This is a genomic window from Streptomyces sp. NBC_01750, assembly GCF_035918095.1.
Lineage (GTDB): Bacteria > Actinomycetota > Actinomycetes > Streptomycetales > Streptomycetaceae > Streptomyces.
Map to the genome: position 1 here is coordinate 8,078,308 of NZ_CP109137.1, position 25,479 is coordinate 8,103,786.

At 70.5% G+C, this 25,479-nt stretch carries 24 protein-coding genes; 13 read left to right on the forward strand and 11 right to left on the reverse strand.

Annotated features, from left to right (window positions below; translation table 11 throughout):
- Nucleotides 1-14 precede the first annotated feature (14 nt).
- Both OG966_RS36600 and OG966_RS36605 read right to left on the reverse strand, forming a co-directional pair.
- Nucleotides 15-788 (reverse strand): type 1 glutamine amidotransferase domain-containing protein, encoded by a 774-nt coding sequence (locus OG966_RS36600; RefSeq protein WP_326654380.1) that lies wholly within the window; start codon nt 786-788, stop codon nt 15-17.
- A 100-nt stretch (nt 789-888) separates the two neighbouring features.
- Nucleotides 889-1,842, reverse strand: a complete 954-nt coding sequence (locus tag OG966_RS36605) for a lysylphosphatidylglycerol synthase transmembrane domain-containing protein (protein ID WP_326654381.1) — start codon at nt 1,840-1,842, stop codon at nt 889-891.
- A 361-nt stretch (nt 1,843-2,203) separates the two neighbouring features.
- On the opposite strand from OG966_RS36605, the gene OG966_RS36610 reads away from it, so the two are divergent.
- The 6 genes from OG966_RS36610 (at nt 2,204) to OG966_RS36635 (ending at nt 7,445) form a co-directional block, all read left to right on the forward strand.
- Entirely contained in the window at nt 2,204-3,679 is a 1,476-nt protein-coding gene (locus OG966_RS36610; RefSeq protein ID WP_326654382.1) for an extracellular catalytic domain type 1 short-chain-length polyhydroxyalkanoate depolymerase, read from the forward strand.
- Nucleotides 3,680-3,712: 33 nt separating this feature from the next.
- Entirely contained in the window at nt 3,713-5,116 is a 1,404-nt protein-coding gene (locus OG966_RS36615; protein ID WP_326654383.1) for a tannase/feruloyl esterase family alpha/beta hydrolase, read from the forward strand.
- Nucleotides 5,117-5,323: 207 nt separating this feature from the next.
- Nucleotides 5,324-5,830, forward strand: a complete 507-nt coding sequence (locus OG966_RS36620) for a methylated-DNA--[protein]-cysteine S-methyltransferase (RefSeq protein ID WP_326654384.1) — start codon at nt 5,324-5,326, stop codon at nt 5,828-5,830.
- Nucleotides 5,831-5,885: 55 nt separating this feature from the next.
- Nucleotides 5,886-6,614: a 2OG-Fe(II) oxygenase gene (locus OG966_RS36625; RefSeq protein ID WP_326654385.1), complete on the forward strand. Its 729-nt coding sequence runs from the start codon at nt 5,886-5,888 to the stop codon at nt 6,612-6,614.
- A complete protein-coding gene (locus OG966_RS36630; protein WP_326654387.1) occupies nt 6,614-6,877 on the forward strand; it encodes an Ada metal-binding domain-containing protein in 264 nt (87 codons plus the stop codon). The genes OG966_RS36625 and OG966_RS36630 overlap by 1 nt, the downstream gene beginning before the upstream one ends.
- Nucleotides 6,878-6,881: 4 nt before the next feature.
- Complete coding sequence (locus OG966_RS36635) at nt 6,882-7,445, forward strand: ABC transporter substrate-binding protein (protein WP_326654388.1); 564 nt, start codon at nt 6,882-6,884, stop codon at nt 7,443-7,445.
- Here the strand turns inward: OG966_RS36635 and OG966_RS36640 are convergent.
- From OG966_RS36640 to OG966_RS36680, 9 genes are all read right to left on the reverse strand, one after another.
- Complete coding sequence (locus OG966_RS36640) at nt 7,418-8,386, reverse strand: nucleoside hydrolase (RefSeq protein ID WP_326654389.1); 969 nt, start codon at nt 8,384-8,386, stop codon at nt 7,418-7,420. The two genes, OG966_RS36635 and OG966_RS36640, sit on opposite strands and share 28 nt — an antisense overlap.
- Nucleotides 8,387-8,574: 188 nt before the next feature.
- Nucleotides 8,575-9,186, reverse strand: coding sequence for a TetR/AcrR family transcriptional regulator (locus OG966_RS36645; RefSeq protein WP_326654390.1), 612 nt, complete (start codon nt 9,184-9,186; stop codon nt 8,575-8,577).
- A 149-nt stretch (nt 9,187-9,335) separates the two neighbouring features.
- The gene (locus tag OG966_RS36650; protein ID WP_326654391.1) at nt 9,336-10,196 is read right to left on the reverse strand and encodes a 3-hydroxybutyryl-CoA dehydrogenase; all 861 of its coding nucleotides are present in this window, start codon (nt 10,194-10,196) and stop codon (nt 9,336-9,338) included.
- A gap of 119 nt (nt 10,197-10,315) precedes the next feature.
- Nucleotides 10,316-11,488 carry an acyl-CoA dehydrogenase family protein gene (locus tag OG966_RS36655; protein WP_326654392.1) on the reverse strand — a complete coding sequence of 391 codons (1,173 nt, stop codon included), beginning with the start codon at nt 11,486-11,488 and terminating at the stop codon, nt 10,316-10,318.
- A 54-nt stretch (nt 11,489-11,542) separates the two neighbouring features.
- The gene (locus OG966_RS36660) at nt 11,543-12,715 is read right to left on the reverse strand and encodes an acyl-CoA dehydrogenase family protein (RefSeq protein ID WP_326654394.1); all 1,173 of its coding nucleotides are present in this window, start codon (nt 12,713-12,715) and stop codon (nt 11,543-11,545) included.
- A gap of 38 nt (nt 12,716-12,753) precedes the next feature.
- Nucleotides 12,754-14,814, reverse strand: coding sequence for an acetate--CoA ligase family protein (locus OG966_RS36665; protein WP_326654395.1), 2,061 nt, complete (start codon nt 14,812-14,814; stop codon nt 12,754-12,756).
- Between the two features lies 1 nt (nt 14,815).
- Nucleotides 14,816-15,007: a ferredoxin gene (locus OG966_RS36670; RefSeq protein WP_326654396.1), complete on the reverse strand. Its 192-nt coding sequence runs from the start codon at nt 15,005-15,007 to the stop codon at nt 14,816-14,818.
- Nucleotides 15,004-16,314, reverse strand: coding sequence for an NADH-ubiquinone oxidoreductase-F iron-sulfur binding region domain-containing protein (locus tag OG966_RS36675; protein ID WP_326654397.1), 1,311 nt, complete (start codon nt 16,312-16,314; stop codon nt 15,004-15,006). Before OG966_RS36675 ends, OG966_RS36670 begins: the two co-directional genes overlap by 4 nt.
- The gene (locus tag OG966_RS36680; protein WP_326654398.1) at nt 16,311-16,721 is read right to left on the reverse strand and encodes a hypothetical protein; all 411 of its coding nucleotides are present in this window, start codon (nt 16,719-16,721) and stop codon (nt 16,311-16,313) included. The genes OG966_RS36675 and OG966_RS36680 overlap by 4 nt, the downstream gene beginning before the upstream one ends.
- A 409-nt stretch (nt 16,722-17,130) precedes the next feature.
- On the opposite strand from OG966_RS36680, the gene OG966_RS36685 reads away from it, so the two are divergent.
- The 7 genes from OG966_RS36685 (at nt 17,131) to OG966_RS36715 (ending at nt 25,386) form a co-directional block, all read left to right on the forward strand.
- Nucleotides 17,131-18,378, forward strand: a complete 1,248-nt coding sequence (locus tag OG966_RS36685; RefSeq protein WP_326654399.1) for an aromatic ring-hydroxylating oxygenase subunit alpha — start codon at nt 17,131-17,133, stop codon at nt 18,376-18,378.
- Between the two features lie 145 nt (nt 18,379-18,523).
- Nucleotides 18,524-19,654 carry an extracellular solute-binding protein gene (locus tag OG966_RS36690; RefSeq protein WP_326654400.1) on the forward strand — a complete coding sequence of 377 codons (1,131 nt, stop codon included), beginning with the start codon at nt 18,524-18,526 and terminating at the stop codon, nt 19,652-19,654.
- A gap of 1 nt (nt 19,655) precedes the next feature.
- Nucleotides 19,656-20,558 (forward strand): ABC transporter permease, encoded by a 903-nt coding sequence (locus tag OG966_RS36695; RefSeq protein WP_326654401.1) that lies wholly within the window; start codon nt 19,656-19,658, stop codon nt 20,556-20,558.
- Nucleotides 20,555-21,484 (forward strand): ABC transporter permease, encoded by a 930-nt coding sequence (locus OG966_RS36700; RefSeq protein ID WP_326654402.1) that lies wholly within the window; start codon nt 20,555-20,557, stop codon nt 21,482-21,484. Before OG966_RS36695 ends, OG966_RS36700 begins: the two co-directional genes overlap by 4 nt.
- A gap of 8 nt (nt 21,485-21,492) precedes the next feature.
- Complete coding sequence (locus OG966_RS36705) at nt 21,493-22,602, forward strand: ABC transporter ATP-binding protein (protein ID WP_406733654.1); 1,110 nt, start codon at nt 21,493-21,495, stop codon at nt 22,600-22,602.
- A gap of 38 nt (nt 22,603-22,640) precedes the next feature.
- A complete protein-coding gene (locus OG966_RS36710; RefSeq protein ID WP_326654403.1) occupies nt 22,641-23,963 on the forward strand; it encodes a flavin monoamine oxidase family protein in 1,323 nt (440 codons plus the stop codon).
- Nucleotides 23,956-25,386 (forward strand): aminobutyraldehyde dehydrogenase, encoded by a 1,431-nt coding sequence (locus OG966_RS36715; RefSeq protein WP_326654404.1) that lies wholly within the window; start codon nt 23,956-23,958, stop codon nt 25,384-25,386. The genes OG966_RS36710 and OG966_RS36715 overlap by 8 nt, the downstream gene beginning before the upstream one ends.
- Nucleotides 25,387-25,479: the final 93 nt, after the last annotated feature.

The following is a 25,479-nucleotide window of genomic DNA, read 5'->3' on the forward strand; positions in this document are numbered from 1 at the left end:
CGGCCACTCGCCCGTCAGGGCCGCGATGCGGCGGATCCGGCAGAGCCTTCCAGGAGTTCGAGGAACCGGCGGCCGAAAAGGTACGCGTCCCCCGGCCAACGGGCCGAGAGGTAGTTGCGGTCCTGTACGACGAACGCGTGTGAGTCGTCGGTCGCGGTTCCGCGCGCCGTGAGCACCCGGGGCCCGCGCTCGAACAGTGTGCCCGGATCGTCCAGCGCGGCCCTGACCTCGTCCTCCACATAGGCCGGATAGGTGCGGTAATAGCGGCCGAGGCGCCACGCGGTGGTGAGATAGGCCGAGCGTTCCATGTACTTCGGCAGGCAGGTCGTACGGCGGTCCGCCAGCACGCTGCGGCCGCCGGCTCCCGCACGCGACCGCGCCAGGACGAGCACGCCGTGGCAGATCGCGCCGACCGGCCGGTCCAGCGCCCAGAACCTGCCGACCTGCTGGTGCAGCACCTCCGAGCCCAGGTACTGCCGCATCCCCTGCGCGTGCCCGCCCGGCAGGATCAGCCCGTCGTACTCCTCCGCCTTCAGATCCGCCCATCCCACGGTCGCGGCGAATTCCCGGGACCGGGTGAGCTCGTCGTAGAAGTCCTTGGGCTCCTTCTCGGCGCCGAGTTGCCCGAAGAGCACGCCCCTCAGCAGGAGCGGATCCGCGGCGGGGCTTGTTCCCGCGCGCTCGGTGGCGAAGACGACCTGGTGCCCGGCGGCGGTGAGAATCCGCCAGGGCACGGCCACCTCGGTGACGTCGAAATCGCGGTCGGGAACCGGCATCAGTACACGCATCCGAGCATCATGGCAGGGACTTCGCACAGCGTCCCGATTCAGCCCGAACGTACTGGCCCATACCGGCCATCGGCCCGGGCACCTCCGCAGCGAGCGACTCTCAGATCACCTTCGAACGGACCAGGACACCTAGTACGAGGGCCCCGGGAAGCAGCGGCAGCCACACCGTGATGATCCGGTAGCCGAGAACCACAGAGGTGGCCAGGGCGACCGAAACCCCGGCCATGACCAGCGCTATGACGAGCGCCGCGTCCACCGAGCCGATGCCGCCGGGTGTCGGTATGACAGCGGCCAGCGTGCTTCCGGCGAGATAGGCGAGACCGACATGGACGGCCGGGACGGACACGTCCAGCGCCATCGCCACGGCGACCAGTCCCGCGGCCTGCAGCGTCGGATAAGCCACGGCGCCACCCCAGAGGGCCAGCACGCGCGCAGGCCTGGTGTGCACGGAGCGCGCGTCCCGCAGCGCGGTGTCCACAAACGTACGGATGGCTCTGCGCAACGGCCGTACCGCCACCAGCACGACCGCTACCGCGCACGCCAGAGATCCCGCGGCCACGAGCACCGGGCCTGCTGCGTGCGGCAGGAGACCGTCCAGTTGCAGCGCGTGCGGAGAGGCGGCGAGGAGAGCGAGCAGCAGTACGGCTCGTCCCGTGCCCGCCGCCAGCATGTGCAGGGCCAGGGCGGCGGAGGAGCGGGGCAACGAGAGTCCGCAGCGCTGGAGGAAACGAAGATTGACCGTGCCCGCACCGAGTCCTGCCGGGAGGAGATGGTTGGCGGCACCCGCGGCGAACTGCGTCACGAACAGCCGTAGCGGGGGGAGGTGTTCGAGGGTCGCGCCCTGGCGCGTGAAGGATACGGCGACCCAGCCCAGCACGGTGAGCGTGACAGCGAGCAGCAGCCAGTACTGATCGGCGGACAGCAGCCGGCTGCCGCCGGCCGTGATGAGCTGCCAGTGCTGGGCCGCCCACAGGCTGACCGCGGCGATCGGCACCAGGCAGGCGATCTGTCGCAGTGGCAGCCCCCGCAGGAGGTTTCCTTGAGCTGTGGCCATCGCCCGGTTCGTCTCCGCTTCTCGCGCGCTGCTGGGAAGTAGTCGCGCCACCAGGCTCCCCACCACGGGCGACGTCCCGGCGTCGTACGGCCGACGGCCGGCGGGCGCGATGGTTGCCGGAAAGCGACGTCGCGTGTGCCGCCCGCGCTCGCCGGGAAACAGCACCGCCGCGTCACGCTCCGTACACCGGATGAGCCGGAACGGCCCGAGCAGGCGGACGCCTTAGCAGGCGGACGCCGACCGGACAACAGTGCGCGCACCGCCGTCGGCCGCCGCCGCTATGGGCGGCGTGACCATTCCGCGGGCGACCGGCGCCTTCCTACTCTGACCGGCACCTTGATACGTCTGCGGGAGGTCTCGGATGCTGTTGCGCACAAGCCCGCCCAAGCCCGCCGGTGTGCGCCGGGCCGCCGGTCGCATGAGCGCCGTACTCGCTCTGATCGCCGCCACCCTGTGGCTCGCGCCGGCGCCCGCCGCGCAGGCGGCCGTGCCCCTGGAGCGAGTGAGCAGCTTCGGCGCAAATCCCGGCGGTCTGAACATGTATGTGTACCGGCCCGCCGGCCTCCCCGCACATCCGGCGGTCGTGGTCGCCCTGCACGGCTGCACGCAGAGTGCCCGGATCTACGCCGACAACTCCGGGCTGACCACGTACGCCGACCGGCACGGGTTCCTGCTCGTCCTCGCCGAGACGACGTCCGCGAACAATCCCAGCAGCTGCTTCAACTGGTTCCAGGCCACCGACAACCGGCGCGGGCAGGGCGAGGCCGCGTCCGTCCGCCAGATGGTGGCGCACGCCGAGAGCGCCTACGGCGCCGATGCCGCGCGTACGTATGTCACCGGTCTCTCGGCCGGAGGAGGCATGACCTCGGTCATGCTCGCCGCGTATCCCGACGTCTTCGAGGCGGGTGCGGTGATAGCGGGACTGCCCTACGAATGCACCAAGGACACGGGGGCCTTCACCTGTATGAACCCCGGCGTGGACCGTACGCCAGCGGTGTGGGCGCAGCGGGTCCGTGACGCCTATCCCGCCTACTCCGGGCCGTGGCCGAGGGTGGCGATCTGGCACGGCGACAACGACCCGACCGTCGTGCCGGGAAACGCCGATGAACTGAGGGATCAGTGGACCGCGGTGCACGGCGTGGACCAGAACCCGGACCGTACCTCCACGATCGGGCCGAATCGGACGCGCCGGGAGCAGTATCCGGCGGCGGACGGCAGGGTCGTCGTCGAGGTCGACCGTGTGCCCTCGATCGGCCACGGAACGCCGGTGGACCCGGGCGGCGGGCCCCAGCAGTGCGGGCAGACCGGCACGGCGAACTTCATCGACTCGATCTGCTCCGGCTACTGGATCACCGAATTCTTCGGCCTCGACGGCTCCGCGCCTGATCCGGGCGGCATGCCGGCCCCGTCCGGGCTCACCTCCACGGGCGCCACCCAGACCTCGATCACCTTGAGCTGGACGGCAGTCGATGGCGCGGCGGGCTACGCGGTGTACCGGGACGGGACACGTATCGCCACGCCGTCGGGCGCCCCGTTCACCGACACGGGCCTGAGTCCGGGCACGAGGCACGACTACAGCGTGGCCGCCCGCGACGCGGCCGGGGCCGACGGCGTGCGCTCCGGCCCGGTCACGGCCACGACCACCGGCGACGCGGCGGTCTGCTGGACCGCCGACAACTACCACCAGGTGCAGGCAGGCCGGGCCACCTCCGACGGCAGCTACGCCTACGCCAAGGGCTCCCAGCAGAACATGGGCCTCTACAACACCTTCGTCACCCACACGCTCAAGGAATCCCCCGTCGGTCACTTCGTCGTCGCCGACGCCAACTGCCCCTGACCCGACGGTCCGTATGCCCCAGGAGGACTCCTCGTGCCCCTCGCTCTTCCGTACACGGCCGCGCTGCTGCTCGCGCTCACCGCTGTCCCGGCCGTCGCACAACAACCGCCCGAGGCGCAGGCGGCCGGCCACTGCGGCCGGATCACCCGCCTGCAGGTGCCGGGCGCCGAGCGTCAAGAGCGAGCCTGTCTCAAGGAGTTGACCACGGCGGGGACGGTCGCGTCCGGTCACACCGACCCGGCCGACTGGGCCGGGCTGACACCCGCGGGCCTTGCCACGCCCAGCGGTGTGCCCGGCGTCCAGATCGACGGCTACTTCCCCGACACCTCCGCCACCAATTCCAACCACGACTGGAGTCATGACTCGCAGTTCGTCATCCGGCTGCCGGACCGCTGGAACGGGGGGCTGGTCGTCGCGGGCTCCCCGGGCGTGCGCGAGCAGTACGCGAACGACCGGGCCATCGGCGACTGGGTCCTGTCCCGCGGCTACGCCTTCGCTGCCACCGACAAGGGCAACACCGGCGCTGCCTTCTACCGCGACGGCGCCGCGCCCGGCGAGGCGATCGTCGAATGGAACGACCGCGTCACGCAGTTGACCCGGGCCGCGCGAGCGGTCGTCGCCCAGCGCTACCACCGCCCGCCGTCCCGCACACTCGCCACCGGCATGTCCAACGGCGGCTATCTGGTGCGCTGGCAGCTGGAGAACCACCCCGAGCTGTACGACGGCGGCGTCGACTGGGAGGGGACGCTCTGGCGGGCGAGCGGACCGAACCTGCTGACCTTCCTGCCACCCGCACTGCGCCACTACCCGGTGTACGCAGCCGGTGGCTCCGGCGCCGGCGCGGCACACCGGGCGATGCTCGCCGCCGGATATCCGGAAGGCTCGGAGTTTCTCTGGCCCTTCCACCACCAGTACTACTGGGATCTGACCCAGCGGATCTACCGGGAGGAGCTGGACCCTGGCTACGACGGGCCGATCGAGGCGGGGACTCCGTACTGCGCGCCCGGAGCGCCCGCGTGCGACGCGGACTACACGTACGACTCCCGTCCTTTGGAGGTGCGCCGTGCTGTTGCGACGATCGGGCTGACCGGCCGGATCGGGAAGCCGCTGATCACCCTGCACGGCACGCTCGATGTGCTGCTGCCCATCGGCCGGGACTCGGATGTGTACGCCCGCATGGTGCGCGATGCGGGCCGCGGCGGGTTGTTCCGCTACTACCGCGTCGAAGGCGGCACGCACGTCGACTCGCTGTACGACGCTTTTCCGGACCACCTGCGGCCGTTGACGCCCTGCCACCGCTCGGCGTTCACCTCCTTGGAGGTCTGGATCGGACAGGGCAGGCAGCCGGCGCCCAGCCATACGGTGGCCCGCCCGGCCGCTGCCGGTCCGAGCACGCTGCTCACCGGCTGTCCCCTCGACAGCACGGGACCCCGCTGAGGGTGGGAGGGCAGCAGCGGGGGGAGTCTCCGGCGGGCGGGCACCGTCGTCGGTGGGTTCGCGGTCGCCATCACGAAGGCCGGCCACCGGCGGCCATCGTCGGCCGAAGCGAGAAACGCGACGTCCGAATTCCGCCAGCCATAGTCGTCTACACGCCGCAGAGTTGATGGCGTCACACCGCTGAACCGCCCGGAAAGGACCAGTCCGATGACCCTCCGCACGACGATCGACAGCCCGCTCGGTGAGCTGCTGCTGGTGGGCGAGAAGTCCGCCACCGCCAACGGCGGCACAGCACTCGCCTCGCTCTCCCTCCCCGGCCGGAAGGGCGGCGCAGCAGTTCAGGACGGCTGGAGCGAGGACGAGGCGGCCTTCACCGAGATCGCCGCCCAGCTGAAGTCGTACTTCGACGGCAAACGCACCCACTTCGACATCGAATTCGTCGCTGCCGGCTCGGACTTCCGGCGTCGGGTCTGGAACGCGCTGGAGACCATTCCGTACGGCAAGACCCTCAGCTACGGAGATATCGCCACGCAGATCGGTGCGCCACGGTCCGCGATCCGCGCCGTCGGCACCGCGATCGGCGCCAACCCGCTGCTGGTCGTACGTCCCTGCCACCGCGTGATCGGCGCCGACGGCTCCCTGACCGGCTACGCCGGCGGCCTCGAGCGCAAGCAGCAGCTCCTCACTCACGAAGGCGCACTGCAGGCCGCCTGACCGCGGGCCTCGAACCACATCGAGGCCCGCACCGCACCCTTCCCGGAGACATCGCATGATCACCGAAATCGCCACCGCACGGGCTCACCAGCAGGTGGACGCCGCCGACTGGACGGCCCTGACCGACGAGCTGGACACCTACGGCTGTGCGCTCACCCCGCGGCTGCTGACCCCCGCCGAGTGCGCCGGGATCGCCGGACTGTACGAGCGGGAGAACCTGTTCCGCACCACCGTCGACATGGCCCGTCACCGCTTCGGCTCCGGCCAGTACCGCTACTTCACGCACGAGCTGCCCGAGCCGGTCGCCGAACTGCGCGCCGCGTTCTACCCGCACCTGCTGACCATCGCCCGTGACTGGGCCGAACGGCTCGGCCGCCCGGCGCCGTGGCCGGACACCCTGGAGGAGTGGCTGATGATGTGCCACAAGGCCGGACAGGACCGCTCCGCGCAGATCATCCTTCGCTACGGGGAAGGCGACTGGAACGCACTGCACCGCGATGTGTTCGGCGACATGCTCTTCCCCCTCCAGGTCGTCATCGGCCTCGACGAGCAGGGCAGCGACTACACCGGCGGCGAATTCCTGCTCGTGGAACAGCGGCCCCGCGCCCAGTCCCGAGGCACGACAACCGTCCTCCAGCAGGGCCACGGACTGATCTTCACCACGCGCGACCGGCCGGTCCGCTCGAAGCGCGGCTGGTCCGCAGGGTCCGTGCGGCACGGCGTGAGCACCGTTCGCTCCGGCCGCCGCCACGCGCTCGGGCTGGTCTTCCACGACGCGGCGTGATGCGCAGGTACACCCTGCTCGGTGCCGATGGCCACGCCCGCCGTAGCGCCACACCCGGCACGCTGGGCTGGCACCGGCAAAGTCGGCTGTACGGGCGGCTGGACTGCCCCTCCGCGCTGCGGGCCATAGCCCGCGGCGGCTACACCCCGCACCGCGTCTTCTTCGCCGACGAGAACACCGCCGTCGCTGCCGGATACCGTCCATGCGCCGCGTGCCTGCCCCACCAGTACGCGGACTGGAAAGCGAATCGGGAGCAACCGTGACGTCATGAGCATCCGCACGGAGCGTGAGAAGACCCGCTCACCCTTGATCAGCGCCGAGAACCTGGCCGCGTACGGCGACCTGCCGCGGCCCGCCCCACACACCGGTGCCGAACTCACGGCTCTCATGGGCCTGTTGACGCAGCAGAAGCCGCGGATCGAGAGCGTCGGCGTCGGCCACAGCCGCGATGCCGCCTCCCGCATCGCTGCCGAAGCCTTCACCATCACATGGCAGGCGGGCGGCGGAAAGGTCCTCGCGGCGGTGGACTGGCCCGAGACGGCCGCTTCATGGCTGCGCCCGGCCAGGCGGCTGACCGCCGGGCTGCCGGACGCGTGGGTCGTGGCGGCGGCTCCGCTCGGCTTCGTCCAGCTGAGCCGCCGCCTGCGCCACAGCACCGACTGGGACCCGGCGCGCACCGTTGTCTTCGCCTCCCTTCAGGACTCCCGCCTTCCGGCCCTTGCCGGACCGGACACCCTGCACGGGCTGCGTGGCGCGACCGCCGATGGAGGTACCTGGGACGTACGCCACCGCTGGGTCACCTGCTACCCGCGCGTGGGGCCGGTGCCTTGAGCGTGCCGGTTCCCCAGCGTCCGAACGGCGGCGATCACCCGGTCCCAGAACAGTTCGTGTTCCAGGGTCATCGCCACTCGCGCGTTCACCGGTCGGTCCAGGTACTGGTGCAGGTCCACCACGGTCGCCCCGCGCGTGTACTGGCCGCGGAGTTCGACCTGCACACTCGCCTCGACGCAGTGCACGATCGCCGGGTCGATGACCCGGGCCACCGCGACGGGGTCGTGCAGCGGTGGGGCCTCGAAGCCCCACAGCCGCCGGTATCTGGATGCGAAGAAGGTCAACAACTGGGCGCACGTGCGCCCGAGTTCGGTGCCGAGCCCTTCGAGGCGGGCCAGCACGTCGGGCGTGGCGAGCGCCTGGTGGGTGACGTTGAGCCCGCACATCGTGATCGGCACGCCGCTGCGGAAGACGATGTCCGCGGCTTCGGGATCGACGTGGATATTGAACTCGGCCGCCGGGGTCCTGTTGCCGCGTTCGGTGGAGCCGCCCATGAGCACGATCTCGCGGATGTGCGCGGCACTGTCCGGGTACCGGGTCAGCAGCAGGGCGATATTGGTCAGCGGCGCCGTCGGGACGAGGGTGACGGGTTCCGGATGTTCGGTCAGGATCCGGTGGATAAGGTCCACCGCATGCTCCGGGACCACGTCCACGGTGGGTTCCGCGAACTGCGGCCCGTCGAGGCCCGAGGCCCCATGGACGTCGTCCGCCACGAGCAGCGGCTGGACGAGCGGCTGTGCGCATCCGGCCGCGATGGGAACATCGGTGATCCCGGCGACGGTGCAGACCCGGCGCGCGTTCAAGGTGGTCTTCTCGACCGTCTGATTACCGGCGACCGTGGTGATCGCCAGCAGGTCGACCGCGGGGTCTCCGGCCGCGAGCATGATGGCGACGGCGTCGTCGTGCCCGGGGTCGCAGTCGATGATGATCGGCACAGGCACGGTGCTCGCTCCTCGCTCGCTCCCCGGCGTTCCGGGACGGCAACGCCTTCAGTGTGCCCCTGAGACCGGCCGGTGGGCGGCCCCTTGCCCCACCCGGGCGTGCCCCGCTCGTCCTCTTCCGGTGTGGCCGGCGGCGCGAGGGCAGGACATTCCCCGGCCGCGGCGGCAGCCGGCGGTACCGCCCGTTCTCAGATGTCCGGGAACGTGGACGGAGTGCCGAGAGTTCCGGCGATGGTCTGCCAGATTGCCGCCTGCGCGGCGTCGAGAGTGACCCGCGGGTCGTCCAGCATCAGCCGGATACCGAAACCGTCGCACAGAGCGAGAGTCAGCGTGCTGGTCGCGTCGATGTCGCAGTCGGCGAATTCCCCGGTGGCCATTCCCCGCCGCAGTGCCTCGGCGACCCAGGTGTGGAGCTGGTCGTACAGGTCGACAGTGAGATGGTGGGCGGATGTGTCGCGCAGTGCCCGTACCCAGAGCTCCTGCCAGAGCTTCCAGTCCTGACGGAGTTCCGGGTCCGTGGGCAGCATGCTGTGAATGATGCGTGCCAGGGTGACCGAGGCCGGGACTGAGTCGGCGTCGCGTTCGAGTTCGGTGCCTGTCTGGGCGAAGGAGTGCGTCATCGCCTCCGCGAAGAGCTTCTCGCGGGTCTCGAAGTGGTAGTGCAGCAGGGCCGTCGACACTCCTGCGTGCTCGGCGACCATGCGCATACGGATCTTCTCGAAGCCGACCTCGGCAATCACCTCGCACGCGGCGGAGAGAATCCGCTCACGCGTTTCGAGCGTGCGTTCGGTCTTGGCCACGTTGCTGCTCCCGTTCCGTATAGCCGCCCGTATGGTCGGCGGGGCACCCTGCCCGCCCCGCGCCTTTCCATCTTCCCGTATCCCCACCGGCTGCCGACCCCGGGCCCCGGCACGCAGCCGCCGCGAGACGGGGGCCGCGCTGCGCGGACTCATCGGTACGTGTGGAAGCCCCGGCCCGACTTACGGCCGAGCAGACCCGCGTCGACCATCCGGGCGAGCAGCGGCGGCGGTGCGTACAGCGGCTCGCGGAACTCCTCGTACATCGACTCCGCTATGGCCTGCGTGGTGTCCAGCCCGATGAGATCGGTCAGAGCCAGCGGACCGAGCGGATGGGCGCAGCCCAGGGTCATGCCCCGGTCGATGTCCTCGACCGACGCCGTACCGGATTCGACCATCCGTACCGCGGCCAGCAGGTAGGGAACGAGCAGGGCGTTGACGATGAACCCGGCACGGTCCCGGGCGCGGACGACCTGCTTGCCCAGCACATCGGAGGCGAACGCCTCCGCGCGCTGTGCGGTGCTCTCGCCGGTCAGCAGCGACGGCACCAGCTCGACCAGGGGCAGCACCGGGACGGGGTTGAAGAAGTGCAGGCCCACCACGTGTTCCGGCCGCGCCGTGGCCGCGGCCAGCCGGATCACCGGGATGGAGGAGGTGTTGGACGCCAGAATCGCGTCCTGGCGTTTCACGATCGCGTCGAGCCGGGCGAAGACCTCCACCTTCGCCGCTTCGTCCTCGGCGACGGCCTCCACAACCAGATCCCGGTCGGCCATCAGGTCCATGTCCGCGGTGGTCGCGATCCGGGCCAGCGCGGCATCCCGGTCCTCGGCGGACAGCTTCCCGGCGGCTGTGGCCCGGTCGAACGAGCCGGTGATACGTCTCTGCCCGGCGTCCGCTGCCGCACGGCTCGTCTCGACCACGATCACGTCTCGTCCCGCCCGTGCGCACACCTCGGCGATACCGGAACCCATGAGGCCGCAGCCCACGATCCCGATCCGTTCGATACCGGTCATTCCTTCTCCTCGGGTATCTGTGACCGTCTTACGGGTCACGACCTACGGGTCACGAGCTGCGGGCGACCTGGCCGCCCGGGCCCGGTCGCGAGGACCGGGCCCGGCCGGCCCGCCTGCCTTCAGCCGGCGGAGGGCATCTGCAGAACGCCCGTGCCCCGCTTGACCAGTTCACCCGCGATGATGAGGCGCTGGATTTCGGAGGTGCCTTCCCAGATGCGGTCGACGCGCAGTTCGCGGTAGAGGCGCTCGACGGGGTAGGAGCGGTCGTAGCCGCGTCCGCCGAAGATCTGGACGCACCGGTCGATGACCCGTCCGGCCGCCTCGCTCGCCGAGAGCTTGGCGATCGCCGCCTTGGCGTGCAGGGTCTTGCGGTCGGCCCGCCCTTCGTCCACCTCCCAGGCGACCTGATGGGTGTAGGCGCGGTTGACGGCGATGTCGACGGCGCAGTCGGCGAGCATGCCCTGGATGAGCTGGAAGTCGGCGATGGGTGAGCCGAACTGGCGGCGCTCGACGGCCCAGTCGCGGGCCAGCTCCAGCGCCCGCTCGGCCGCGCCCGTCGTCCGCGCCGCGATCATCAGCCGCTCCTCGGTGAACCAGGACCGCGTGATGTCGTACCCGTTCCCGATGCCGCCGAGGACCGCGTCCTCGGGGACGTGAACATTCGTGAAGGTGAACTCTGGGTGCTCGTAGACGAAGGTGTGCATGAAGCGCGGCACTCGGGTCATCTGGATGCCGGGCGTTTCCTTGTCGACGAGGAACAGGGTCGGAGCCCGGTCCTCACCGGCAGCGGCCAGCACGATCATGAAATCCGCGTGGTCTCCGACGGTGACGAACCACTTCTCGCCGTTCAGCACCCAGCCGCTGCCGGTCCGGGTCGCCGTGGTCTTCAGATTCTGCGGATCAGATCCGGCCTCGGGCTCGGTCACCGCGTAGCAGTCCCGGCGCCGTCCCTGGATGACGGGGACGAGGTACCGCTCGCGCTGCTCGGGCGTGCAGAAGCGCAGGGCGTTCGCCGGGCGCCACACCATGTCCCACAGGGCACCGGTGAGCCGGCCGAGCTCCTCCTGGACGGTGGCCTGCTCCAGGATCGTGAGGCCGGCACCGCCCCACTCCGCCGGCATGTTCACGGCCTGCAGCCCGCTGCCGAGCACGGCGTCGCGGATCTCGGCATGGGCCTGCGGGGGCAGGCCGTTGTTCTCCTCGCAGTCCAGCTCGTACTTCATGATGAAGTCGGTGAGCCCGCGCGCGGAGCTCTTGAGCTCCTCCTGACGGGCGGTGAGACGGAAGTCCATGTCATTCCTCGGAGTTGTCGGGTATGAACGTGTGCCGGCGTGCGGCGTGGGGCGTCAGGAGGCAGGTAGCGCGAGTGCCCTGGTGCCGCGTTTGATGAGCTCGTTGGCGATGATGAGGCGCTGGATCTCGGAGGTGCCTTCCCAGATGCGGTCGACGCGCAGTTCGCGGTAGAGGCGCTCGACGGGGTAGGAGCGGTCGTAGCCGCGTCCGCCGAAGATCTGGACGCACCGGTCGATGACCCGTCCCGCTGCCTCGCTCGCGGCGAGTTTCGCCGTCGATGCCTTGGCGTGGAGGGTCTTGCGGTCGGTGTGCGGCTGGTCGGCTTCCCAGGCGACCTGGTGGGTGTAGGCGCGGTTGACGGCGATGTCGACGGCGCAGTCGGCGAGCATGCCCTGGATGAGCTGGAAGTCGGCGATGGGTGAGCCGAACTGGCGGCGCTCGACGGCCCAGTCGCGGGCCAGCTCCAGTGCCCGCTCGGCCGCGCCCGTGGTCCGCGCGGCGATCATCAGCCGCTCGTCGGTGAACCACTCCTTGGTCAGTTCGTAGCCGTTGCCGACGCCGCCGAGCACGTCCTCGTCGGGGACGAAGACATCGGTGAAGGTGAACTCGGGGTGCCCGTTCACCGCGGAGTGCATGAACCGCGGCACGCGCGTCATCTCGACGCCGGGCGCATGCTTGTCCACGAAGAACAGAGTTGCCGCGCGCTCCTTGCCCGCATCGGCCTGCACCAGCAGGAAGTCGGCGATGTCACCGCAGGTCACGAACCATTTCTCGCCGTTCAGCCGCCAGCCGCCGATGGTGCGGTCGGCGGTGCTGGTGCCCGAGCCGGGGTCGGAGCCCGCTCCCGGTTCGGTCACCGCGAACGCGTCGAACCGCTCGCCCCGGATGACGGGAAGCAGATACTTCTCCCGCTGCTCCTCGGTGCCGTACGCCAGCACGTTGGCGGGGCGCCAGGGAATGTCCCAGAGGCAGTTGGTGACCTTGCCGAATTCCTCCTCGACGATGACCTGGTCCAGCAAGGAGAGGCCGGGACCGCCCCATTTCGCCGGCATGTTGATCGCGTACACGCCGGCGTCGATCGCGGCACGGGTCAGCTCGCGGACCGTGTCGGCGGGCAGCGGACCGCCGGCCTCCTCGGACTGGTCCTCGTACTGCATCAGCAGCCGCGCATACGCGGCGGCCCGCGCCTTGAGGTCGGCCTGCTCGGGTGTGTAGCGGAAGTCCATGATGTCCTCCGAAAACGGTGATGAGGGGAAGTGGGGCGTCAGGCGAGTACGGCCCGGGCATCGAGGGCCAGTACGCCTTCCGGGCGGACCAGCAGCGGGTTGACCTCGAGTTCGGCGATCTCCGGGTGCGCGGCGGCGACGGCGGTGATGCGTTCGATGACGGCGGCCGCGGCGGCCACGTCGACGGCCGGGCGGCCGCGGACGCCTGACAGCAGCGCGGCGGTACGCAAACCTCGCAGCAGGGTCTCGGCGCGCCGGGCCGGGACGGGGGCGAGCGAGAAGGCGACATCGTGCAGCGCCTCGGTGAGGACGCCGCCGAGCCCGACCATGGCGACCGGACCGAACTGCGGATCCCGGTTCACCCCCACGATCAGCTCGATGCCGTCCGTGAGGTCGGCCATCGCCTCGACCGAGTAGGAGGGAGCGCCGAGCCTGGCGTGCATGTCCCGGTAGGCGGCGAGGAGCGCATCCCGGTCGGCCAGTCGCAGGGCCACGCCGCCCGCGTCGGACTTGTGCAGTACGTGCAGGGCTTTGAGCACGTACGGACCGTCGAACTCCTCGGCCGCGGCGAGCAGTCCGGCCTCATCGGTGATCTCGCGCGCCGGCGGGAACGGCACCCCCGCCGCGCTGAGGAGTTTCCGGACACCGTGGTACCCGGTATCCGCAAGCGGGGCCGCCGCCGGTGGCAGCGGGGCGACACCGGGCGGACCGGCCGCCTCGCGGAGCGTCATCGCCGCAAGAGCGCGGGCGGCGTCCTCGGTGCAGGAGAACACCGGTATCCCGGCGTCGGCCAGCACCTGGCAGCTCGTCGACCGCGGATACATCGACTGCACGACAAGCGGCTTGGGTGTTGCCCTCCGGTGTGTGACGATCGCCCGGGCCGCCCGCAACTCGCCCTCGGCGAGCGCGGATCCGCCGCCGCCGAGGCCGTTTTCGGAAGCGGCGTAGCCGCCGAAGTAGCCCGTCATCAGGACGGCGTCGACCTCGTCGGTGGCGAGCAGTTCGCCGACCGTGTCGGCGTAGGACCCGGGATTCTGCTCGCCCATCCCGGCCAGGTCGACGGGGTTGCCGACCGCGGACTGCTCCCACAGCACGGTTCTCAGCTTTTCCTGGGCCGCTGCCCGGAGTTCGGGCACCTCAAGACCGGCGTCCTCGGTGGCGTCGGCGGCGATGGCGCCATGACCTCCACCGTCCGTGAAGACCGCGGTACGCCGTCCGCTCGTACGGGGGCCGGATTTGAGCGCGGCGAGGACGACGGTCATCTCGCGTGGCGTGGAGACGAGTTGCACTCCGGCGTCACGGCAGGCGGCGGCCACGACGTCGGACGACGTGGTGAGGGCGCCGGTGTGCGACTGGGCGCTGCGGGCCGAGGCGGTGCCGCGGCCGGCGGTGAGCAGTACGACCGGCTTTCCTGCCGCGGCGGCGGCCCGGGCGAAGGCGCGGCCGTCGCCGAAGTCCTCGGCGTACACGGCGATGGCCCGGGTGGGCTCGTGCCGCGCACAGTCCTCGACGAGGTCGACGAGGGTGACATCGGCCTGGTTGCCGAGGGAGACGAAGCGGGAGAAGCCGAGGCCGTGCGGCGCGCAGCGGAGCTGGAGCTCGAGGGCGAGGTTGCCGCTCTGGCTCAGCAGGGCGATATCGCCGGGCGCGAAGGTGTCCGAGGCGAGGTACAGCTGGGTGGTGTTGTCCGCGATCCCGAGGCAGTTGGGGCCGACGAGGACGGCTCCGGCGGCGCGTACGCGGTCGGCGATCGCCCGCTGGCGGGCCAGTCCGGCCGGGCCGGTTTCGGCGAAGCCGGCGGTGATGCCGACGATCGCCCGTGCTCCGCAGGCCAGGGCGTCGTCGACGGCGGCCTCAAAACCGGGGCCCGGTACGGAGATCACCACCAGGTCGACGGGCTCGCCGATCTCCGCGAGGCTGGTGGCCGCGGCGCGGCCGAGGACCGTACCGCCGCGCCGGTTCACCAGGTGCACGGGCCGCCGGCCGGGGTCGCGCAGCGCCTGTGAGGCCACCGCGTGTCCGTACTTCGCCGGGTCGTTGCTGGCGCCGACCACGGCGACGGACTTGGGGTCGAAGAGTGCGGTCAGATCACGTCCCATGTCACTTCTCCAGCCGCAGGGCGGAGTTGGGGCAGGATTCGGCGCAGGCGCGGGCCGCGTCCTCGCCGCCGTCCGGCACCGGTACGGCGACGACGCTCGCGTAGCCCCATTCGTCGAGCTCGACGAGGCCGGGGGAGTGCTCCTGGCAGAGGCCGTAGCCCTGGCAGCGTGTGGAGTCCAGAAGGAGTTTCACGGTGTTCCTTTCAGCGCGGGCACGGGGGAGGAGCCGGGCAGTGGGGCATCGGACGCGGGCGCGTCCATGACCTCCGGTACGGGCACGGAGAACCTGTGGCCGCCGCTGGGAGGGTTTGCGTCGCAGGCCGGACAGGGGGTGCCGAGGTGGGCCCGAACGGATTCGGGGAAGGCGAGCAGGAGGCTTCCGGCGGTGCCCGCGGCGGCGTCGAGCAGGCCGCACGCGCCGCGCCCGGGCAGGCCGGACGACCACCGGAGCAGCCGTTCGACGCAGTCGGGCCCGGCTGTGCCGGCGGTCATCCGGTGCAGGGTGTCGCTTATCGCGGCCGTGCCCGACATACAGACGCCGCACTGCCGTGCGCTCTCGGCCGCGAGATGGTCCAGGGCGTCGGCGGCGACCGCCACCGGGCACTCGCCCGGGGCGAGGAAGCGGATGGCTCCGCAGCCCAGCGCCGTGCCGGCGGCGGTGAGTGCGCCGGGATCGAGCGGGAGGCCGAGCGATCCGGCGCCGATCAGCCCGCCGAAGAGCCCGCCCATGAGCGCCCCGGTGGCGTCGGGAGTGCCCTGGGCCGCGGCCAGCGTCGCCAGCGTGGAGCCGTAAGGGACTTCGGTGAGCAGCGCAGTGCCGTTGCGGCCGGACAGGGTCAGCAGCGTGGTACGGGAGATCCGGCGGCGCAGCTCCGGCCGGGCGGCGATGAGGGCGATACGGGCCAGCGTCTCGACATTGGAGACGAGTGTCGGCTCGTCCCCGACTCCTCGCTCGAACGGCCGGGGCGGCTTGGCGGTGGGCAGGGCCGGTCCGCCGTTGATCCTCCGTACGGCCGCGGTCTCCTCGCCGGCGACGTAGGTGTGTCCGGTCTCGATCACCTCGACCGGCAGCCGCGGCGGCCGCTCCGCGAGAGCCTGGCGAACGCGTGCGCCGGCGTAGGGGTCGGAGAGGTAGACGTAGCCCCGTACGGCTCCGGTGATCGCGGCGGCGGCGACGAGGCCGTCCAGGACGAGATGGGGCCGGGCCCGCAGCAGCCAGCGGTCCTTGACCGAGCCCGGCTCGCCCTCTTCCCCGTTCGCCACCACCACCGGAGCACCGCCGGCGGCACGGACGGTCCGCAGCTTCACGGCGACCGGGAATCCGGCGCCGCCGCGGCCGCGCAGCCCGGCCGCCTCGATATGGGCCATCAGCACATCCGGGCTCACCGCGTCCCGGTAGCCGCCCTCCGAGGCGTACGCCTCGGCGCTCTCCGCCACGGTCGGTGCCGCTCCGAGCAGGGAGCCCGTCCGGGCCGGTACCTGGGACCTGATCCCGGTCATCCCCGGCCTCCTTCCGCTACATGGGTACGCAGGGTGCGCACCGCGCTTTCGAGGGCTGTGCGGTCCGCCGCGGTCCGGCCGTACCCGGGTCCCGGAAGGCCGATGAGCATGCGGTGGTGGTCGAGCACCACCTCTCCCGCGAGCAGGGCGGCCCGGCGGTCGCCCGGGCGGGAGCCGTCGGCGACGGCGGTCACCAGATCGGTGACTTCCGCGAGATAGCGCAGCCAGCCGCGCTGGCTGCCGTGCAGGATCAGGGTCTCCACGCGGCGGCGCTCGGCGGCCGCCAGTTCTGATGGCGTCGCGGCCGCACCCCACGCACGGGTGCGCAGGGCGGCGACGGTGGGGGGCAGCTCCCGCTCCGGTTCGGGGGTGAGCCCGAGCCAGACGAGACTCCGACGACCGCTCATGCCTGCCTCCGGGAGGAATGGGAGAGCCGTCACGGCCGACGGGGCGGGCGGGAGCCAGGGGTGCGAGGTGCGCTGTCTATGGCTCACTGCCGTGGACCGGGGTGCCGTGCGACGGGGGATTCGGCTGTACGGACCGGGCGTGGCGCCCGGGAAGCTGCCGGCGTCCGGTCCGACGGAAAACGACAAACGCGGGGAGCAGCTATGTGGACTACGCTAACTAATCAGTTAGTCAGTCCACAAGTCTTGACACTGAGGAAACGCGGCAGCAATCTGACTGACCAATTAGTCAGCGCGGCTTTCCCGGTGTCTCACCACGGCCCGCGGACAGCCCTGGGCCGCCTCAACACCGATCGCCGCATATGCGGCATGGAGGAGTCAGCCGATGCAGCCCGAAGCCTCTGCAGTACCCATGGCCTCAGCAGTTCCTGCGGCGCCTGAAGCCCTCACAGCGCCTGAAGCCTCCACGGCCTCAGCAGCGCCCGAGATCGCGGAAGCACCCGAAGCCTCCGCCGCACTTCAGGACCAGCAGAATCCCGGGCAGGCCCTGCCCGCCCGCTACTACACCGACCCGCGCACGGCCGCCGCCGAGACCCGGCACATCTTCGCCAGGTCCTGGCAGCTCGTGTGCCACGAATCCGATCTGCCCGGACCCGGCGCCCGGCTCGCCGCCACGGTCGCCGACCGTGAGGTACTGGTGGTCCGGACCGAGGACGGCAGCCTGGCGGCCCACCTGAACGTCTGCAGGCACCGCGGAACACGCCTGGTCACCACCCCCGAACCGGCCGGCAAGGCGATCCGCTGCCCGTACCACGGCTGGACGTACAAACTCGACGGCCGCCTGGTCGGCGCCCCCGAGGCGCGGCAGATCCCCTGCCTGGACAAGCCCAGGCTCGGGCTGTTCCCGGTCCGCGTCGAGTCGTTCCTCGGCTTCGTCTTTGCCAACCTCGATCCCGACGCCGTACCGCTGGCGGAGCAGTGTGCCGGACTCGCCGAGGCGGTCGGCCACTACGCGGGAACCGATCTGGTGCCCATCGGACGCAGCCGGATCCACGACCTCGCCGGCGCCGAGATCCAGGAAGCCAACTGGAAGGTGGCGGTCGACAACTACCTGGAGGGCTACCACGTCCCGGTGGCCCACCCCGGGCTGATGCGGCTGCTCGACTACCAGGGCTACACCTGCGAGATCGAGGAGTCGTACGCGCTCTTCGCCTCACCACTGCGGGACAAGCCGTCCTCGAACTGGGCGGAACGCCTCTACCAGCAGGTCGCCGCCCCGATGCCCGGCCTCACCGAGGCCGACCGGCGGGTCTGGCGGTACGCGGTTATCTATCCGAACACACTCATCGACTTCTACCCCGACCATGTGCTTGCCTGGACCGCAATCCCGACGGCGGTGGACCGCGTGGCCGTACCCGGCGCGTTCTACACCCGCCGCGGGACCGGTCTGCGCACCCGGCTCGCCCGGCGGCTCAACATCCACATCGGCTGGATCACCAACGACGAGGACGCCGAGCTGGTGGCCCGTGTGCAGAAAGGACTGACCACACCCGGCTTCGAGCCGGGGCCTCTGTCCCGGCGCGAGTCGGCGGTCGGCTGGTTCGCCGGCCGCGTCCGCGCCGACCTCGAGGGGCACGGAGCTGTAAGCCGCTCCCGGTGAGGTGATCTGTTACAGCCGTCCCGGCGGTGTGCCCCGCACCGCCGTGCGGCTCCCTGGTCGAGCACGGAGTCAGGGCATCCGTGTACCTGTGACCGCGCCCTGAAGCAGTGCTCGTCCCCAATGGACCCTACGGAGAGGACCACCGATGTCCCCCGAGGCACCCCTGCTGTCCCGCCGCTCCTTTCTCCGTACCGGATCCGCCGCCGCTCTCGGGCTCACGGTTGCCGGCTGCGGATTCCTCCCCGAAGATCCCGCCGCCCACGGTGATCCGGAAGCCCCCATAGACGTCCGGGTCGACGGCGATCTGATCTATTTCAACTGGGCCGATTTCGTCGACCCCGCCGTCTTCAAAGGATTCGAGAAGGAATACGGCGTCAAGGTCATCCAGTCGAACTTCGACTCGATGGAGGGCATGGCAGCCAAGCTCAATGCCGGAAACCGCTACGACCTCATCTTTCCCACGGCGAAATGGGCCGAGCGGCTGGTCTCCGGCCACCGGCTGCGCCGGATCGACCACTCCCGGCTGAAGAACGCGGACGCGGTGTTCGGCCATTACGACTACTTCGCCGACCCCTGGTACGACAAGGCCTCCGCGCACACCGTCCCGTTCACCATGTACAAGACCGGGATCGGCTGGCGGAAGGATCAGATCGGCGACAACCTGACCGGCTCCTGGGACGACCTGTGGAACGCCCGGGCCAAGGGCAAGGTCTTCGTACTGGACGACCGCGACGAGGTGCTCGGCATAGGCGCGCTCAAACTCGGCCTCGACCTCACGACCGCCGATGAGGGCGACCTCGGCCGTATCACCGGCACTCTGCAGTCGCTCCGCCCGCATCTGCGCGGTTTCTCCAGCGACAGCTACAACAACCTGCTCAATGGCAACGCGGCCATGACCCAGGCCTGGAGCGGGGACATGGCCGCCATGCTCGGCCAGGCCAAGGACCCCTCGATCCTCGGCTTCGAGGTCGCCCGGGAAGGCGCCCCGGTCAACTCCGACTGCTACGCCATCCCCTCCAACGCCCGGCATCCCGGCACGGCGATGCTCTTCATCGACTACATGCTCCGCCCGGAGAACGTGAAGAAGAACATCGAGTACATCGGCTATCCCATGCCGGTCGGCGGCAGCGAGGACACCTACGCCGCGATCGTGGAGCCCTTCCCCGAATGTCTCGTCACCGCCGGAGACCTCAAGGACGACTTCTTCTTCCGCAACGGCACCTCGAGGGGCGAACAGGCCCGAGATACCGCCTGGACCCATGTGAAGGCCGGCTGACATGGCACTACGCAAACGCCCCGAGGAGCCCCGTCCGCGCAGCGGACCGTCCGCCTCCGGCACACGGCTGTGGACCTGGCTGATGATCCCCGGCACCCTCTGGATGACCGGTTTCCTCATCGCCTCGCTCCTGCTGGTGGCCACTCTCGCCTTCGGCACCACCGACCCGCTCGGCAACCCGCGCTTCGGACTCAACTTCGAGAACATCGCGGCGATGACCGATCCGGCCTACCGCGCCGTGCTGCTCCGCTCCCTCGGCTACGCACTCCTCACCTGTCTCATCTGCCTGGTGGTGGCCTACCCGGTCGCGTACGCCATCGCCCTGCACGGCGGGCGCTTCAAGAACCTCCTGATCGCCGCGATCGTCGTGCCGTTCTTCGCCAACTACCTGGTGCGGATGTACGGCTGGTCCGTCGTCCTCTCCGACGACGGGCCCCTGCTCAAGGTCCTGCGCGCCGTCGGTCTCGCCGACTCGGACACGAAGATCCTTCAGACCGGCATGGGAGTCATCGCCGGTCTCGTCTACGGGTTCATCGTGTTCATGATCATCCCGCTGTACGCAGCCCTGGAACGTATGGACGTCTCGCTGATCGAGGCGGGACGCGACCTCTACGGGGGCCCTTTGCGGACGTTCTTCTTCGTCACCCTGCCCGCCACCCGGCAGGGAGCGATGGCCGGCTGCGTCCTCGTCCTGCTGCCCGCCATGGGCGACTTCGTCAGCGCCCAGCTCATGGGAGGCCCCGACCAGATCATGATCGGCAACCTGATCCAGGACAAATTCTTCCAGGGCCAGAACTGGCCGCTCGGCTCGGCACTCACCATGCTGATGATGGCGGTGCTGTTCATCGGAATGCTCGGCTATCTGCGGCGCACCCGCAAGGACGAGGCGGAGGCGACCCGATGACACTCCGTCCCGCCCTCAAGCCGCAACGCCACCCGGCCGTCAAGGCGAACCGCCGCCCGGGCCCGCGGCCAAGCCGTCGACCGGCTCGCCGCCCGGCCGTCAAGCGGCACCGCCGCGGCACCGACCGCAGGCCCCGCTTCGCCATCGCCGTCACCGCCGCCTTCTTCGCGCTCCTCTACCTCCCCATCGGCGTTGTCGTCCTCTTCTCCTTCAACTCCCAGAAGTCCCTCACCGTCTTCAAGGACTTCAGCCTCCGCTGGTACTCGGCCTTCTTCAAGGACGACGTACTGCTCGAGTCGCTCGGTATGAGCCTTCGGGTGTCCCTGGTGGCCATGGCAGGCTCCCTGATCCTCGGAGTCGCCCTGGCGCTGGGCCTGGTCCGCTGCCGCAGCCGGCTCGGCTCACTCGCCGGCCTGGTCATGCTCGTCCCGCTGATCACCCCGGAGATCGTCACCGGTGTCGCCGCGATGCTGCTCTTCAAGGGCTTCGGCGTCACGCTCTCCACCGGCACCGTGATGCTCGCGGAGATCACCTTCTCCATCTCCTATGTGACGGTGATCCTGCGCTCCCGGATCGCCGCCCTGAACCCGGAGGTGGAAGAGGCGGCGATGGACCTCGGGGCCACCCGCTGGCAGGCGCTGCGCCTCGTCACCCTGCCCGCCCTGCTCCCCAGCATCCTCGCGTCCGCGGTGCTCGTCTTCGCCCTTGTCTTCGACGACTTCGTGCTCGCCTACTTCACCACCGGCGTCGACCCGCAGCCGCTCTCCGTACGCATCTACTCGGCGATCCGCTTCGGCGTACAGCCCACCATCAACGCGGTCGGCACCCTGATGCTCGCCGGATCCATCGGCCTCATCGCCCTCGCCCTCGCCATACCGCGCCTGTTCGGTCGCCGCGGTGGCCTCGATCTGCTCTCCGGGAAGTGACACCCGTGATACCCACGACACCCGCGGAAACCTCACCCGCCGTCCGGCTCGACACCTCGCCCGCCGTCCGCCTCGACGGCATCAGCAAGAGCTACGGCGACTCGTACGCCGTCCACGACCTCTCGCTGGACATCGCCCGCGGAGAGTTCTTCTCGCTCCTGGGCCCCTCGGGCTGCGGCAAGACCACATCGCTGCGCATGATCGGCGGCTTCACCGACCCGACCGACGGCGCCATCCTGCTCGGCGGCGAGGACGTGACCGCCCTGCCGCCCGACAAGCGCAACGTCAACACTGTCTTCCAGAGCTATGCGCTCTTCGACCATCTGTCGGTCGCCGACAACGTGGCCTTCGGCCTCAAGCGCAAGGGGGTCGGCCGGGCCGAGATACGCGAACGGGTCGCCGCCATGCTCGACCGGGTGCAGCTCGGCGGCCTGGCCCACCGCAAGCCCGGTACTCTCTCCGGCGGCCAGCGTCAGCGCGTCGCCCTGGCCCGCGCACTCGTCAACCGCCCCGAGGTCCTGCTCCTCGACGAACCGCTGGCCGCACTCGACCTCAAACTCCGCCGCCGGATGCAGGTCGAACTCAAGCAGATCCAGCGGGAGGTCGGCATCACCTTCGTCTTCGTCACCCACGACCAGGACGAGGCGCTGACCATGTCCGACCGGGTGGCGGTGATGAACGAGGGCCGCGTCGAGCAGTGCGGAACCCCCGAGGATGTCTACGAACGCCCGGCGAGCAGCTTCGTCGCCTCCTTCATGGGCACCTCCAACCTCGTGCCCGGCATCTACCGCTCCGGCGAGGTCGTCGTCGACCAGGGCCCCACACTGCCCGTGGGCACCCGCACCGGCGTCACCGAAGGCAGCAGGGTCAGCCTCTCCATCCGGCCCGAGAAGATCTGGCTCTCCGACTTCGAACCGGGCATGGCCCTGGTGAACGGCGTCATCCGCGAGACCGTCTACTCCGGCCCGACCACCACCTACCTCATCGAACTCGCCCCCGGCATCACCCTTTCGGTCCTGGAGCAGAACACCGACCGCTCCCGGATGGAGGACCGCTGGAGCGGTGGCGAGAGCGTCGAGATCGGCTGGAAACCCGAACACTGCCTGGTCCTCGACTGACAGCCCGCCCCGCAGCCGATCCAGCGAAGGAACGCCCCATGAACCACGATGTCATCGTGCTCGGCGCCGGACTCGCCGGTCTCGCCGCAGCACGTGACCTGGCCGCAGCCGGTGCCCACGTCCTCGTCCTCGAGGCCCGCGAACGGGTCGGCGGCCGCGTCGAACAGACCACGCTGCCCGACGGCCGGCTCGTCCAGCTCGGCGGCGAAGTCGTGGGCCGCGCCCACACCTCGTATCTCACCCTCGCCGCCGAACTCGGCCTCACGCCGATCCCCAGCTATGTCGCCGAGCCCGGGGTCATCGCCCGCGCCACGCCGGAAGGAATCTCCGCCGGAGACCCGCCGCACTGGTTCGGCCCCGGCGACGACGCCTGTCACCGGCGAGTCACCGACTCGTTCACCGCTCTGGCCCGCACCGTCGATCCGGACGATCCGTGGTCCCACCCCGACGCCGCCGCCCTCGACGGGATACCGGTCGGAGACTGGCTGCGCTCCGAGGGCGCGACCCCCGCCGTCGTACGCCTCTGGGAGATCGGCCAACTCGCCCTGGCCAGTGGCTCGTACGAACGCACCTCACTGCTCGCCGCCCTGCGCAAGCATGCCGCCGTCCCCGGTACCGAACATGGCGGTCACTACGACTACGAGGACTGGGAGGGACTGCGGGTCGCGGAGGGGTCGGCGACCGTGGCACTGCGCATGGCGGACGGGCTCGGTGACCGGATACGGCTCGGGGCACCGGTCGACGCGATCGCCGTACGGCCGGGCGGCTGCACCGTACGCCTGACCGGAGGCGAAACGCTCACCGCCGGCGCCGTCGTCAGCGCGCTGCCCGTCGGTCCGCTCCGCTCGGTCACCGTCACCGGAATTTCCGACGAACGGCTCGCCTCGCTGCACCGGCAGCGCCAGGCGGTCGCCGCCAAGTTCGTCGCGGCCTATGACAAGCCCTTCTGGCGCGCCCACGATCTGAGCGGCCTCTCCGAATGCGAAGGGGTCCTCGGCAGCACCTGGCCGCAGAACGAGGGCATCCTCTCCGCCCTCGTCCCGCCCGAGCGTTACGGCGTGCTGCTCGGCATGCCCGACCGGCTGCGCGTGCCCGAACTGCTCCGCGACGTCGCCCGCCTCTACGGCGATGAGGCCCACCAGCCACTCACCGCGTATCTGCGGATGTGGGGCACCGATCCGTGGACCCAGGGCTATGTCACGCAGTGGACCCCCGGCGACGTCATGGCCGTCGGCCCCCGGCACGGCACCCATGAACCGCCGTTCTATGTGTGCGGCTCCGACCAGTGGGTGGCCGGCTATATGGAGGGCGCCGTACGCACCGGCCGCGCCGCGGCGAAGGAGGCGCTGCGTCGTGGCTGAGTGCTCTGTGTATCCCGAGGTCCTCAACCACATCGCGGGAGCGGACATCCCCGCCGCCTCCGGCGAGTCGATGGAGCTCACCGACCCCGCCACCGGCGCAGTGCACCGCAGCGTGCCGCGCTCCGGACGGGCCGACACCGATGCCGCCTGTGCGGCGGCCGCAGCCGCGTACGAGCGCTGGTCCACGACCACTCCGGCCGAACGGCAGCGCGCGCTGCTGCGCATCGCCGACGCCATGGAGGACCACGCGGACGACCTTGTGGCCGCCGAGGTCGGCGACACCGGCAAGCCCGCGGACCTCTTCCGGTCCGAGGAACTGCCCGCCATCACCGATACCTTGCGCTACTTCGCCGGCGCCGCCCGGAACCTGCCCGGCGCCGCCGCCGGCGAGTACACCGAGGGACGCACCTCGCTGCTCCGCCGCGAACCGGTCGGTGTCTGCGCCCAGATCACCCCCTGGAACTACCCCCTGATGATGGCGGCATGGAAGATCGCCCCGGCGGTCGCGGCCGGCAACACCACCGTGCTCAAACCCGCCGACACCACCCCCACCTCATCAGCCCTGCTGGCCCGCATCGCCGCCGAACACCTGCCGCCGGGTGTGCTCAACGTCGTCTGCGGCGACCGGGACACCGGCCGGGAACTCACCGCCCATCCGGCCGTCCGGCTGATCGCGGTCACCGGCAGCGTCCGGGCCGGCCGGGAGATCGCGGCCGCCGCCGCGGCGGACCTCAAGCGCGTCCATCTCGAGCTCGGCGGAAACGCTCCGGTCATCGTCCACGACGACGTGGACATCGAGTGCGCGGCGGCGGACCTCGCCGCGGTCGCGTACTACAACGCCGGCCAGGACTGCACGGCCCCCACAAGATTCCTGGTCGGCCACCGCGTTCACGATGCGTTCCTCGCTGCGTTCTGCGCCCGCGCGCGGAAGCTGCGCACCGCGGCGCCCGGCGAGCCGGCCGACTACGGCCCGCTCAACAACGCTGCGCAACTGGCCTCTGTGGAGGCCCTGCTGAGCAGGCTGCCGGATCATGCCGAGGTTGTCGCCGGGGGTTCCCGGATCCGCCGGCCCGGATACTTCCACGAGGCGACCGTGGTCGCCGGTGTCCGCCAGACCGACGAGATAGTGCAGGAGGAGATCTTCGGCCCGGTCGTCACCGTGCAGCCGTTCTCGGACGAGGATGAGGCGTTGCGGCTTGCCAATGAGGTGCGGTTCGGCCTCGCGGCCAGTGTATGGACCATGGACCACGATCGCGCGATGCGCGCGACCCGGGCCCTGCAGACCGGGATCGTGTGGGTGAACACGCACGGCACCACGGTGTCGGAGATGCCGCACGGCGGGGTCAAGCACTCCGGCTACGGCAGCGATCTGTCTCTGGCCGGGCTGCTGGACTACACCCAGGTCAAGCACGTCATGCTGTGACGCCGCGACGAGCCGGGTGCAGCGTGGCTGCGGCTGTTCCGGTGACCTGGTCACGGGTGAAGGTGCCGAGGCCGTTCTTCGCTCGCCCGGGGG